Raw genomic sequence first — 12,716 nt, forward strand, 5'->3', positions numbered from 1 at the left:
CGAGCCCGCCGCCCGGCCGGCCGCGCCGGTGGCAGCCGACCCAGCAGCGACGCCGGCGGCGAGGTCGGTGCGTCCGCACCCATTCGCCGACGCAGCGTGGCCAGTGCCCGGGACGCCTGGCTCTTCACCGTGCCGGGTGAGATGTCGAGCATCGCGGCGGTCTGCGCCTCCGACATGTCCTCGTAGTAGCGCAGCACCAGCACCGCCCGCTGCCGGCTGGGCAACTCCTTCAGATGCCGCCAGAGCAGGTCACGGTCGAGCTGTTGCTCGATCTCGTCGACACCGGCCCGCTCGGGCAGCACCTCGGTCGGGCGTTCACCGTGCCAACGCCGCCGCCACCAACTGGTCGAGGTGTTGACCATCACCCGCCGGGCGTACGGCTCGACCGCGTCGATCCCGCCGAGCCGCTTCCACGCGAGATAGGTCTTGGTCAGCGCGGTCTGGAGCAGGTCCTCGGCGGTGGCCCAGTCTCCGGTGAGCAGATAGGCGGTGCGTAGGAGCGCGGCGGAGCGGGCCGCGACGAACTCGCGGAACTGCTCCTCCAACGGGTCCCTGCTCGCCACCGCCCACCTCCACGCACCAGCCGTCCTGGCAGAGTGCCACGTCAGAGGCGGTCGGGTCCATGACGAAAGGTGCGCACTTGCTCCGATGTTCGGTCGAAAACCTTCACGCCCCGTCGTCGGCCTTGGCCTCGTCGGCCTCCTTGCCGAGCCGGGCCTCGACCGCCTGCGGCTCGTACATCTCCTCGACCACACGCAGGTAGAGCTCGTTCGGGTTGGGCAGGTTCTTGATCTCGCGGAGCGCCTGCTCCTGACCGGCGGACTCCAGCACGAAGGTGCCGTAGTTGAGCGCTCGGCCGGTCGGGGTCTGCTCGTACTTCATGTCGGTCACCCGGACGAGCGGCATCATCGCGACCCGGCGGGTGATGATGCCGTTGACCACCATGACCCGCTTGTTGGTCAGGATGAAGCGGTCATACCACCAGTCCGCCACCTTCCAGGCGACCCAGCCCATCACGGCGAACCAGAGCAGCACGGCGATGGTGGTCAGCGCGCCGACGTTCTGCCCGGCGAGGAAGCCGGAGAGGTAGCCGAGCACGAAGGTCGCCGCGATGCCGATCAACAGCGGCGTGGTGAGGTGGATCCAGTGCCGCTTCCACTCACCCCGGTAGCGCTCGGTGGGGAAGAGGTAGCGGGCGACCAGCGAGCTGGGCTCGTCCTCCAGCGGCAGCACCCGTCGAGGAGTCGAGCCGGTCTGGTCGGCACGCAACCCGGCCAGCTCGTCCTCGGAGATCTGCGGCGGTTGGTAACCGGCCTCCGGATCACGGATCCACGCTCGACCCGAGCGACCCTGGCCGGCGTAGCCGGGCCCGTCGCCGTAACCGACGTCGTCCGAAAGGGACGGACCGTCGGAGAGGCTGGGCCCGGCCCCGTAGCCCGGGCCGTCATCGGGCCCGATCCGCGGGATCGGCTCAGTGTCGCGCTCGCGACGTTCCCGGTCGGGGTCGTCCGGGTCGAAGGGTGGACCGGAGGGGCTACCCATCGGCGGCTAGGCGACGAGGCTGGTGAAGAAGTCGCCGAAGCCCTGGGCGATATCCATGATCCCGCCGCCGAGCGACTTGAACACATCCGCCGCCGAGTTTGGCCGGTAGGCGACGAAGAAGATCAAGAATGCGATTCCGGCCCAGGTGAGGACCTTCTTGACCATGGCGGGCCATCCTCTCGCGCGGCGCCGGGTCCCATTACCGCAGCGGCACCCAGAGTATCAGTGTGGTGTCGTACAGTGAATATCTGCGTCCGTTCTCCGTCAATCCGGGAGGGTTGTCAAGCCCTCCCGGGTAAGTACGGAGATGGTGCGCCGTACACGAGCTCGGGCGGAGTCCACTCGGTCAGGTCGTGTAACACGACATCTTCCGCGAGCAGGTGACCCGCACTCGCCGGCCAGGCTATCGCATGGAGCCACATTCCCCGAGCCTCGCCTGCGTACGCGCTTCGATCCGTCGGAGAATTCACCAACCACAGTGGAGTCGGGTGCCCGCCGACCTTGATCCGGGCCTGCCCGACGTGGTCCGGGTGACCAGGCCCCGGGTCGGTCAGCGCGTCGACCAACTCCGGCCCCGGGTCCGGGCCGGTCAGCCCCGCGAGGCGGGTGCCGAGGCCGACGCCGGGTTCCTCGGCCACGAAGACCAGATCGGCCGGACCACCGCCGAGTGGCGCCGGGCCCGCGCAGGCCACCACTGTCGCCCGCACCCCGGTCCGGTCGTCCCCCGCGTACGCCACGCCGGTGAGTGTCCACCCGGGTGGCAGCGGCCACGGGCACCACAGCGGCGTCCCCGGTGGATCGGCGGTCGCGGTGATCCGTTCCACCACGCTCGCCACGATCTCCGCCCCGATGTGCTCGGGCACGTGCAACGGCGGCACCGGGCCGCAGCGCACACACCTCGAGTCGGTGTTCATCAGATCCGGCGCCCGGACCGGGCCCCCGCATCTCGGACAACTCACCGCGACACTCACATCCCCACCGTCTCCCCGCACCGCCGGCACGTCAAGCCGGAACGTCCGATTCGGCGCCCGGACGCCGGTCAGTCCGGCGGCGCGCCGGCGTGGGCGCGAATCCAGGCGTGCATCGCGATGCCGCTGGCCACACCCGCGTTGATCGATCTCGTCGAGCCGTACTGGGCAATGGAGTAGAGCTGGTCGCAGGCGGCACGGGCCGGGTCGGAGAGGCCCGGCCCCTCCTGGCCGAAGAGCAGCACGCAGTCCCGTGGCAGGGCCGCGGTCTCCAGCGGTCGCGATCCGGGCAGGTTGTCGATGCCGAACACCGGCAGCCGCCGCTCCGCTGCCCACGCGACGAACTCCTCGATCGTCTCGTGGTGCCGTACGTGCTGGTAGCGATCGGTCACCATCGCGCCGCGCCGGTTCCACCGCCGGCGTCCGACGATGTGCACCTCGGCGGCGTTGAACGCGTTGGCGTTGCGGACCACAGTGCCGATGTTGAAGTCGTGCTGCCAGTTCTCGATCGCGACGTGGAAGCCGTGTCGGTGCCGGTCCAGGTCGGCGACGATCGCCTCGTGCCGCCAGTAGCGGTAGCGGTCGACGACGTTGCGCCGGTCCCCCTCCGCCAGCAACTGCGGGTCGTATCGGCTGTCGTCCGGCGGGTCCCCCGGCCAGGGGCCCACGCCCACCTCGAGCTGGTCGTCGGTCACGGTCATCAGAGGGTACGGACCACGCCGGCGCCCGCTGCGAGGACCACCCTGATCAGCCCAGACCAAGGGCGGCACCGAGCCGGTCCAGGAAACGTCGGTCCGCCGGACTGGCCGGCTGGTCCGACCAACGCCCGCCGGTGCCGGGCACCGCGCGGCAGACCCGCGCCGCGACCGACTGCACCCACTGCCGGTACGCGGCCGCGTCGGCGGGGTCGGCCCGTCGCCGCAGGACCCGGCTCGCCGCCCGACAGGCGGCCAGCAGGTCCACCAGGTCGGTGAGCCGCTCGGCGGACTGTGGGGTTCCGTCGTGCCGGGCGTAGATCGCGGCGACCACCGCACGGACCAGGTCGCTGTCGAAGGCCCGGCCGGCGGCCACGGCGTCCAGGCCGGCCAGGCCCGCCATCACCCCTCGTGCCGTTCGGCCGGGGCCGGGAGCCGCGGCGGCCACGAGAACCCGACCGGGCAGGCTGGTGAGCAGATCCCACTCGGCGGCGGAGTAGACAGCGGTGGTCAAGGGTGCGGCTCGGCGGCCGGCAGAGGGCGGCTCTCCGGCGACGGAGTGGCTCATCGGAACCTCCGGCGTCAGCATATGCCCCGAAAAACCGGAACAGGGCCCCTTCCCCAGCAGACCCGCTGCTGGGAAGAGGCCGGAGTCCGAGGGCGGTCGGCCCCGCCGCGACGCTCAGCGTGGCTCGGGGAAGCTCGGTCGCTCCGGATCGATCCCGTCGGGCGCGGCGCTGACCGCGTACTCCCGCTTGGGAACCATGACCTTGCGCCGGAACACGCAGACCATGGTGCCGTCCTGGTTGTAGCCGCGGGTCTCCACCGACACCACGCCCCGGTCGGGTTTCGAACCGGACTCGCGCTTGTCCAGCACCGTGGTCTCGCCGTAGATGGTGTCGCCGTGGAAGGTCGGCGCGACGTGCCGCAGCGACTCGACCTCCAGGTTGGCGATCGCCTTCCCACTCACGTCGGGCACCGACATGCCGAGCAGCAGCGAGTAGATGTAGTTGCCGACGACCACGTTGCGCTTGAACTGGCTGGCCGTCTCGGCGTAGTGCGCGTCCAGGTGCAGCGGATGGTGGTTCATGGTGAGCAGGCAGAAGAGATGGTCGTCGTACTCGGTGACGGTCTTGCCCGGCCAGTGCCGGTAGACCGCGCCGACCTCGAACTCCTCGTAGTAGCGACCGAACTGCATCCTGGTCCCTTCGACGGGCGGCGATGGAGTTCGGCACAGCATGCCTTACCGGTGGTTAAGGCGGCTGGCGGGGCGCGACCTCGGCGGAAATGTCACACCGGCCGGTCGCACCCGGGGGGAGACGCAATGAGCGGCGGGGCCCTCCCCGGCACCCGCCGCCCACGCTCTGATGTGAGGAATTCTGCCCTACGCGCGTAGGTTCAACAGAGATCGGCGTCACATTTATCTTTTCGTAACATTACGCTCCGTGACGGAGTGAAGGTTGATCAGCGATCTCCGCAGGCCTGATACCGCCTTGTCAAGAGGCAAGTTACCGATTCGTATAGCTCAATCGGGTTGATCTCCCTGGAAACGCTCCCATTACCGCAGGTCACGCAAGTGCGACGTGCACTTGCGATCGGCACATAAAGATGAACAGACGTGTGTCGATGGTCGGCGGCCTCCCCCGGGCAGCCCCCGGCACGTTTCGTGCCCCACGGCCCGGGAATTCGATACGGTCAGCCCTGGTTCTACGGGACGTAGGTAAACCGCGGTGATCGGAGAGTGCAATGGCAACCGTTGAGCTGACCTCGGCGAACTTCGACGAGGTGACCGGCAACGACGGCATCGTCCTGGTCGACTTCTGGGCCGACTGGTGTGGTCCGTGCAAGCGGTTCGCCCCGGTCTACGAGCGGTCCTCGGAGAAGCACCAGAACATCGTCTTCGGCAAGGTCGACACTGAGGCTCAGCAGGAGCTGGGCGCCAAGTTCGACATCCGGTCGATCCCGACGATCATGGCGATCCGCGACGGCGTCATTGTGTTCGCCCAGCCGGGGGCCCTCCCCGAGTCCGCGCTGGAGAACCTGATCGAGCAGGTCGAGGCGCTGGACATGGACGACGTCCGCAAGCAGCTGGCCGAGCACAACCACTGAGTCGTCCGCACGACGACGCGGAAGGCCGGGCCCGGTACGGGCCCGGCCTTCGCCGTACCCGCCACCGCGCGCATGATCACCTGCCCGGACGGGCCGAAGTGACCAACGGAGGGACCCGGCGCGGCGGGTAGATCCCGTATCGTCACGACCCGATGGAGAACCTGACCACCCCCGGGCGCGTGACCCGGCTGGGCGTGACCGCACTCGGCCTCGTCCTGCTCGTCGCGGGCACCTTCTGGGGCAGCGACGACGACTTTCCGTTCGGCCCGTTCCGGATGTACTCCACCTCCAACCCGCCGAACGCACCCGCGCCCGACACCCACGTCGAGGGGGTGAACAGCGCCGGCGCCGTGATCGACCTCGGCCAGGACGCCACCGGCATCCGGCGCGCCGAGATCGAGGGTCAGCAGGCCCGGTACGCCGCCGACCCGACGCTGCTCACCGAGGTCGCCGACGCGTACGCCGAACGCCACCCGGATGCCCCCGCGCTGGTCGAGGTCCGCATCGTGATCCGCTGGCACGGCATCCGCGCCGGCCGGCCGACCGGCGAAACCACCGACCAGACCATCGTCCGTTGGCAGGCTGCCCGATGAGCCGTTGGCTGACCGAGGCGGTGCCCCGGGGGCGGATCGCCGCGTTCCGGACGCTGATCTACCTCTTCGTCGCCGCCGACCTGGTGATCTTCACCCCCTGGGTACGCACCCGGGCCAACGTGCCCGGCGAGCTGTACCAGCCACTGCTGATCGGCCGCCTGCTCCCACTGCCCACGCCGACACCGGCACTGGTGGCGGTGATCTTCTGGGCGCTGCTGCTGCTCGCCCTGCTCGCCGCGACCGGGCGGGCACCCCGCCTGCTCGGCTGGGCGGTCTGCGGGCTGTACCTGGAGTGGATGATCATCGCGATGAGCTACGGGAAGGTCGACCACGACCGGTTCGGGCTGCTCGTCGCGCTGGCCGTGCTCCCCACCGCCGGTCGCGCCCGGCACGGCGACGCCACCCGCACCGAGGCCGGCGGCTGGGCCCTACGCGTCACCCAGATCGCGGTGGTCTGCACGTACTTCCTGGCCGCCTTCGCCAAGCTGCGCTTCGGCGGCCTGGACTGGTTGACCGGCTCGGTGCTGGCCCGCGCGATCATCCGGCGCGGCACCGACCTGGCGGACCTGATCGCCCAGGTGCCGTACCTGCTGATCGCCGCCCAGATCGGCATCGTCGCCTTCGAGTTGCTGAGCCCGGTGGTCTTTTTCCTGCCACCGCGCTGCCGACTCGCCATGGTCGGGTTCTTCTACTCGTTCCACACGGTCACCATCGCGACCATCACCATCTCGTTCGCGCCGCACCTGGCCGCGATGACCAGCTTCCTCCCGCTGGAGCGGGTCCGCCCGCTGGTCTGGGCCCGCCGGCTGGTCGGCCGCGACACCCCCGGCTCGGCGACGGACCTCCGGGAGTCAGAAGCGGCGAACCCTCCGGAGGCGACAGACCCTTCGGGCTCGAACCCACCGGGCGCCGGCACGACGGCGAGGCCGTCTGGAGATCAGGCCCCGGCGCTCGGGCGGCCCGCCGGGCCGTAGAGCCGTTCCCGGGCCTCCTGCGGCAGGGAGCAGGCCGCCGTGCCGCCCGGCAGGCGGTGCCGGTTGCGCGCCACCCAGCGGTAGACCGGCCAGGCGGCGGCGCGTACCGGTGGAAAGCGCAGGCCGGCACCGGCAACCCGCCAGAGCGGACCGCTCGCGGCGAGGAGCTTCGCGATGGCGTCCGGACCCGCCGCGCGCGAGCCGTCCGCGCCGACCCACTGCACGGCCTCCTCGCACTCGGCGGCCGTGAGGCTGAGCGCGTCCAGGTCGCTGAACTGCCACGGCACCACCCGGGCGCCGGCGGGAATCCGACGAGCGATGAAATCGGCGCACTGCGTGCAGAACGCGCAGTCCCCGTCGTAGACGAAGGTCGACGTCTCCATGGGTCCATCCTCCCCTCTGCGACCACCCGAACGACCACCGGTGTACGGCGCGTCACTTGCGCTCGACTCGTACACGTGTTCGAATAGTGCCCATGCGCTGGGAGAACCTCACCGCTCCCCCGGTTGAGGGAGACCCCGAGCGGGCAGCGCCAGCGACGCCACCCCTGCCGCTGGCGCTGCCCGGCGCCGTCGCCCGCACCTTCGACACCCCCGAGTTCGCCGGGATGACCTTCTACGAGGTGCAGGCCAAGTCCATTCTCAACCGGGTGCCCGGGCAGTCCCGCGTCCCCTTCGAGTGGACCATCAACCCGTACCGGGGCTGCTCCCATGCCTGCGTTTACTGCGTCTCGGGCGACACCCCCATTCTGATGGCGGACGGACGCACAAAACCGATCAGCGAGCTGGAGTCGGGCGACCGCATCTACGGGACCGAGCGACGCGGCACCTATCGCCGATACGTGGTCACCACAGTCCTCGACAAGTGGTCCACCGTGAAACCGGCTTACCGCGTCATCCTGGAGGACGGCACCACACTCGTCGCGAGCGGGGACCACCGCTTCCTGACGGAGCGAGGCTGGAAACACATCACCGGCGGCATGTTCGGCGCCGATCAACGGCCCTACCTCACCACCAACGATCGCCTGATCGGCACTGGGGCGTTCGAGACAACTCCCAAGGTCTCCCACGACTACCGTCGCGGCTATCTATGCGGCATGGTGCGCGGCGACGGAACCATAGGCGCCTACGCCACAGGCAGGAGCTGGAGTCACCAATTCCGCCTGGCGCTCGCGGACAGCGAGGCCCTCGATCGTACCGAGCAGTATCTGAAGGAAGAGGGCGTCGAAACAAGCCGCACTTCCTTCGGAAAGGCCAGGCCCGACCGGCGGCCGATGGAGGCGATCCGCGCCTCGGGAAAGCAAAAGGTCGATGCAATCAGGGAGGTCGTCCATTGGCCGCAGCATTCGACTCCCGACTGGCAACGAGGGTTCCTTGCTGGAATCTTCGATGCCGAAGGCAGTTGCAGCCAGGGCATCCTGAGAATTGCCAACTGCGACGATCAGGTCCTCAGCCATACGACGGAAGCACTGCACGCCTTTGGATTCGCCACCGCTCTCGAGGACCGGAGGCGGACGAACCGCCTGCGCTATGTACGGCTGACCGGGGGTCTCGCGGCCCGACTCCGGTTCTTCCACATGACCGACCCGGCCATCACCCGCAAACGCTCGATGGAGGGTGCCGCGCTGAAAAGCCAGAGCGCGCTCAGGGTGACGAGCATCGAGTCGCTCGGGCTGGAGCTGCCGTTGTGGGACATCACCACCGGCACCGGGGATTTCATCGCCGACGGGGTGGTGAGCCACAACTGCTTTGCGCGAAACACCACACCTATCTGGACCTGGACGCGGGCGCCGACTTCGACCGCAGGGTGATCGTCAAGGTCAACGCCGGTGAGCTGGTCCGGCGCGAGCTGGCCGCGCCGAGGTGGCGGGGCGCGCACGTGGCGATGGGCACCAACGTGGACTGCTACCAGCGGGCCGAGGGCCGCTACCGGCTGATGCCACAGATCATCGCGGCCCTGCGGGACTTCGCCAACCCGTTCTCGATCCTCACCAAGGGCACCCTGATCCTGCGGGACCTGCCCCTGCTGCGGCAGCCGCCGAGGTCACCAGCGTCGGGGTCTCCTTCTCGGTGGGCTTCGTCGACGAGCAGCTCTGGCGCTCGGTCGAACCGGGCACGCCACACCCGCGTCGTCGGCTGGACGCGGTCCGGGCACTGACCGACGCCGGCTTCTCCGTCGGGGTGCTGATGGCGCCGATCCTGCCCGGCCTCAGCGACAGCGACGAGTCGATCGACGCCACCGTGGCGGCGATCGCCGCGGCCGGCGCGAGCAGCGTGACCGCGCTGCCGCTGCACCTGCGCCAGGGTGCGCGGGAGTGGTACGCGCACTGGCTGGCCCGGGAACACCCACACCTGGTGCCCCGCTACCGCGAGCTGTACCGGGCCGGCGCCTACGCGCCGCAGGCGTACCAGCGGGAGTTGACCGCACGGGTGCGGATCGCCGCCCGCCGGCACGGGTTGCACCGGGGCGAGCGGGGCGACAACCGCAGCCTGCCCGAGCCTCCGGCGGCGACAGCCGAGCAGTTGACCCTGCTCTAGTCAGGTGCGGAGCTACAGTCGGCGGGTGCGTACCGCTCAGCAGATCCTCGCCGACTCCGCCGTGATCGCCGTCGTGGGTGCGTCCCGCGACCCGTTGAAGGCCGCGCACGCCGTTCCGGCGCAGATGCAGCGGTACGGCTGGCGCATCATCCCGGTCAACCCGACAGTCGACGAACTGTTCGGGGAACGGGCGTACCCGACACTCGCCGACATTCCGCACCCGGTCGACCTGGTGGACGTGTTCCGGCCGGCGGCCGATGCGGTGCAGGTGGTCCGGGACGCGGCGGCGATCGGCGCCCCGGCGGTCTGGCTGCAACTGGGCATCTTCTCTACGGAGGCGCGGCGGATCGCCGAGCAGGCCGGCATGGACTACATCGAGGACCGCTGCCTGATCATCGAGCGCGCCGCCGCCGGCCTGACCCGCCTGGCCTGATCGGGCCTCTTCCTCCCCCGTCGGGGGGGAGACGGTGCTTTCTAGAGCTTGTACTCCTTGAGCAGACCACGGGAGATGATGGTCTTCTGGATCTCCGAGGTGCCCTCGCCGATGAGCAGGAACGGGGCCTCCCGCATCAGCCGCTCGATCTCGTACTCCTTGGAGTAGCCGTAGCCGCCGTGGATGCGGAACGCCTCCTGGACCACCTCGGCGCAGTATTCCGAGGCGAGCAGCTTGGCCATCCCGGCCTCGACGTCGTTGCGCTGGCCGGCGTCCTTCAACCGGGCGGCGTTGACCATGAGGGCGTGCGCCGCCTCGATCTTCGTGCCCATCTCGGCGAGCTTGAAGGCGATCGCCTGGTGCTTGGCGAGCGGCTGGCCGAAGGTCCTGCGCTGCTGGGCGTAGCTGACCGCCAGCTCGAAGGCGCGCAGCGAGATGCCGCAGGCGCGGGCGGCCACGTTGACCCGGCCCACCTCGATGCCGTCCATCATCTGGTAGAAGCCGCGGCCCACCTGGTCGGCGCCGCCGAGGATCGCGGTGTCGGGGACGGTCACCCCGTCGAGCACCATCTCGGTGGTCTCGACGCCCTTGTAGCCCATCTTCTCGATCCTGCCGGGGATGGTGAGGCCGGGAGCGGTCTCGCCGAAGCCCGGCTCCTTCTCCAGCAGGAAGGTGCTCATGTTGCCGTACACCGATTCCGCACCGGTGTCGGTCTTGACCAGGGTGGCCACCACGGAGGAGTACGCCCCGTTGGTGAGCCACATCTTCTGCCCGTTGAGCACGTAGCTGTCGCCGTCGCGAACCGCGCGGGACTTGATCGCCGACACGTCGGAGCCGGTCTCCGGCTCGGACATGGAGAACGCGCCGCGCACCTCGCCGGTGGCCATCCTCGGCAGCAGGCGGGCCTTCTGCTCGGCCGAGCCGTGCTGGGAGATCAGGTACGCCACGATGAAGTGGGTGTTGACGATGCCGGAGATCGACATCCAGCCCCGGGACAGCTGCTCCACCACCAGCGCGTAGGTCAGCAGCGACTCGCCCAGCCCGCCGTACTCCTCGTCGATGGTGAGGCCGAACAGCCCCATTTCACGCATCCCGTCGAGGATGTCGGTGGGGTACTCGTCGGCGTGCTCCAGCCGCTGGGCGTGCGGAATGATCTCCTTGTCGGCGAAGTCCCGAACGGTCTCCAGGATCGACTGTTGCACATCGGTCAGGCCGGGCGTCTGGGCGAGTCGAGCCATCTCAGCCTCCGGGGATCCGCGCACTACTCGTGGGTAACTGAACGCTGGCTCAGTATCGGCCTCGCCGGCCGGCGAGGCCAAGGTGACCAGTCCACACAACCGCTGTGAAAAGGTTCACCGCTGCGGGTAGCGTCCGGCAAGAGGGACTTTTCCGGCACGGCAGGAGGAGACAGCTGTGAGCCACCCGCCGCCGTCGGGACCACCCGGCGACGAGCCGCCGCCGTCGCCCTACGAGCCCTCCAGGGACCAGTCGCCGTACGCACCGCCACCAGCCGGGCAGGGGCCGTACCCGCCAACGCCGGACCGGCCGGCGTTCGAGCTGCCGGCGGAACGCTCACCGTACGGGCCGCCGGCGGACGAACCGTCGCCGTACGGGCAGCAGGGGCCGCAGCAGTCGACGCACTGGAGCCAGCAGCCGCCGTACCCGCCACAGGGCCCCTACGGCCAGTACGGCCCACCGCCGTCCGGCCCGGGTCGAGGCACCAACGTGCTGGCGATCCTGTCGCTGGTGTTCGCCTTCGTGTTCCCGCCGGCCGGTGCGGTTCTCGGGCACGTGGCCAAGCGGCAGATCCGCACCAGCGGCGAGGAGGGCGACCAGCTCGCCACCTGGGGGCTGATCCTCGGCTACGTCTTCACCGGGCTCACCGTGCTGGCCTGCTGTGGCTGGTTGGCCCTCGTCGCACTCGGCAACACCGGCGACAGCGGGGGCTACTGACGACGGGCGGTCACCGACCGTCGCGCTCAGCGGAACCGGGCCTCGCGGACGCTGTTGCCACCGTCCACCACGAGCATCTGACCGGTGATGTACGAGGCGGCCGGCGAACAGAGGAAACTGATCGCCGCGGCGACCTCGTCCGGGGTGCCCGGTCGCCCCACCGGGGTGCCCAGCCCCTGCTTGATCTCCGCCATGGTGGACGCGGCGGTGTAGATGGTGCCCGGTGCCACCGCGTTCACCGTCACACCGTCGGCGATCATCTCCATGGCCAGGGCCCGGGTCAACCCGACCACCCCGGCCTTCGCGGCGGCGTACGCGGCCTCGGTGGGCAGGGCGTTGACCGGGCCGGCCGTGGCCGCCAGGTTGACGATCCGACCCCAACCGCGCTCGGCCATCCCACCGATGAACGCCCGGCTGCACAGGAACGCGGTGGAGAGGTTGCGGTCGATCTCACCACGCCACTCCTCGTAGCTGAGCTGCGCGACCGGCCGCAGCACGCCCTGGCTGGCCCGACTGGCCAGGCCGGCGTTGTTGACCAGCACCTCGACGTCACCCAGCTGCTCGGCGACCGCGTCGGCCAGCGCGCCGACCTCGGACTCGTCGGTCAGGTCGGCGACGAAGCCGGTCACCCCCAACTCGCCGGCCCGCTCGTGGATGCGCCGGGTGGTGGAGACGATGGCCACCCGGGCACCCAGGTCGGTGAGTCGGCGGGCGGTGGCGTACCCGATGCCGTCCGGGCTGCCCGCCCCGGTGACCAGGGCGACCCGCCCGTCGAGCCGCATGGTCACCGGGTCGGCGAGCGCGACCGGCTCGTCGGGGCCGGGGCTGCCCGCCGGGGCGGCGGCGCGGGCGCGTCGGGCCATGCCCGGGCGGCTGACGTCCCGTCGGGGTCGACTGCCGGAGCGGTCCGCG

15 protein-coding genes and 2 pseudogenes are annotated in these 12,716 nt (G+C 70.0%); 7 read left to right on the plus strand and 10 right to left on the minus strand.

Annotated elements, in window-relative coordinates; all coding sequences use genetic code 11:
• From JM949_RS14010 to JM949_RS14040, 7 genes are all read right to left on the minus strand, one after another.
• Positions 1-563: SigE family RNA polymerase sigma factor (locus JM949_RS14010; RefSeq protein WP_309232154.1), on the minus strand; the 563-nt coding region annotated here is incomplete at its 3' end.
• A gap of 103 nt (positions 564-666) precedes the next feature.
• Entirely contained in the window at positions 667-1,542 is an 876-nt protein-coding gene (locus JM949_RS14015) for a PH domain-containing protein (RefSeq protein ID WP_203148930.1), read from the minus strand.
• A gap of 6 nt (positions 1,543-1,548) precedes the next feature.
• Positions 1,549-1,707 (minus strand): hypothetical protein, encoded by a 159-nt coding sequence (locus JM949_RS14020; protein WP_007455302.1) that lies wholly within the window; start codon positions 1,705-1,707, stop codon positions 1,549-1,551.
• A 116-nt stretch (positions 1,708-1,823) separates the two neighbouring features.
• Entirely contained in the window at positions 1,824-2,543 is a 720-nt protein-coding gene (locus tag JM949_RS14025; RefSeq protein WP_321170137.1) for a DUF6758 family protein, read from the minus strand.
• A 38-nt stretch (positions 2,544-2,581) separates the two neighbouring features.
• Positions 2,582-3,205 (minus strand): TrmH family RNA methyltransferase, encoded by a 624-nt coding sequence (locus tag JM949_RS14030; RefSeq protein ID WP_203148932.1) that lies wholly within the window; start codon positions 3,203-3,205, stop codon positions 2,582-2,584.
• Between the two features lie 52 nt (positions 3,206-3,257).
• Positions 3,258-3,773, minus strand: a complete 516-nt coding sequence (locus JM949_RS14035) for a hypothetical protein (RefSeq protein WP_203148933.1) — start codon at positions 3,771-3,773, stop codon at positions 3,258-3,260.
• Positions 3,774-3,887: 114 nt separating this feature from the next.
• A complete protein-coding gene (locus JM949_RS14040) occupies positions 3,888-4,403 on the minus strand; it encodes a MaoC family dehydratase (protein ID WP_203148934.1) in 516 nt (171 codons plus the stop codon).
• Between the two features lie 548 nt (positions 4,404-4,951).
• On the opposite strand from JM949_RS14040, the gene trxA reads away from it, so the two are divergent.
• The 3 genes from trxA to JM949_RS14055 all read left to right on the plus strand — a co-directional run bounded on the left by trxA (position 4,952) and on the right by JM949_RS14055 (position 6,881).
• Positions 4,952-5,314, plus strand: a complete 363-nt coding sequence (gene trxA / locus JM949_RS14045; protein ID WP_030329190.1) for a thioredoxin — start codon at positions 4,952-4,954, stop codon at positions 5,312-5,314.
• 152 nt (positions 5,315-5,466) lie between these two features.
• On the plus strand, positions 5,467-5,907 hold the full coding sequence (locus tag JM949_RS14050) for a hypothetical protein (RefSeq protein WP_203148935.1): 441 nt from the start codon (positions 5,467-5,469) through the stop codon (positions 5,905-5,907).
• Positions 5,904-6,881 carry an HTTM domain-containing protein gene (locus JM949_RS14055; RefSeq protein ID WP_203148936.1) on the plus strand — a complete coding sequence of 326 codons (978 nt, stop codon included), beginning with the start codon at positions 5,904-5,906 and terminating at the stop codon, positions 6,879-6,881. Before JM949_RS14050 ends, JM949_RS14055 begins: the two co-directional genes overlap by 4 nt.
• Here the strand turns inward: JM949_RS14055 and JM949_RS14060 are convergent.
• Entirely contained in the window at positions 6,845-7,264 is a 420-nt protein-coding gene (locus JM949_RS14060; protein WP_203148937.1) for a thiol-disulfide oxidoreductase DCC family protein, read from the minus strand. The genes JM949_RS14055 and JM949_RS14060 overlap by 37 nt on opposite strands.
• A 92-nt stretch (positions 7,265-7,356) precedes the next feature.
• Between JM949_RS14060 and JM949_RS37005 the strand changes: the two are divergent.
• The 3 genes and pseudogenes from JM949_RS37005 to JM949_RS14070 form a co-directional block, all read left to right on the plus strand.
• Positions 7,357-8,370: pseudogene (locus tag JM949_RS37005) on the plus strand (intein-containing Rv2578c family radical SAM protein); the annotation flags it as partial.
• Between the two features lie 255 nt (positions 8,371-8,625).
• Positions 8,626-9,418: pseudogene (locus JM949_RS37010) on the plus strand (intein-containing Rv2578c family radical SAM protein); the annotation flags it as partial.
• A 25-nt stretch (positions 9,419-9,443) separates the two neighbouring features.
• Positions 9,444-9,851 (plus strand): CoA-binding protein, encoded by a 408-nt coding sequence (locus JM949_RS14070; RefSeq protein WP_203148938.1) that lies wholly within the window; start codon positions 9,444-9,446, stop codon positions 9,849-9,851.
• 41 nt (positions 9,852-9,892) lie between these two features.
• On the opposite strand, the gene JM949_RS14075 is transcribed toward JM949_RS14070, so the two are convergent.
• A complete protein-coding gene (locus JM949_RS14075; protein WP_203148939.1) occupies positions 9,893-11,089 on the minus strand; it encodes an acyl-CoA dehydrogenase family protein in 1,197 nt (398 codons plus the stop codon).
• 175 nt (positions 11,090-11,264) lie between these two features.
• Between JM949_RS14075 and JM949_RS14080 the strand changes: the two genes are divergently transcribed.
• Entirely contained in the window at positions 11,265-11,804 is a 540-nt protein-coding gene (locus JM949_RS14080) for a DUF4190 domain-containing protein (RefSeq protein ID WP_203148940.1), read from the plus strand.
• Positions 11,805-11,830: 26 nt separating this feature from the next.
• Here the strand turns inward: JM949_RS14080 and JM949_RS14085 are convergent, their stop codons facing one another.
• Positions 11,831-12,667 (minus strand): SDR family NAD(P)-dependent oxidoreductase, encoded by an 837-nt coding sequence (locus tag JM949_RS14085; RefSeq protein WP_203148953.1) that lies wholly within the window; start codon positions 12,665-12,667, stop codon positions 11,831-11,833.
• Between the last annotated feature and the right edge of the window lie 49 nt (positions 12,668-12,716).

It is taken from the genome of Micromonospora tarensis (assembly GCF_016803395.1).
Classification (GTDB): domain Bacteria; phylum Actinomycetota; class Actinomycetes; order Mycobacteriales; family Micromonosporaceae; genus Micromonospora; species Micromonospora tarensis.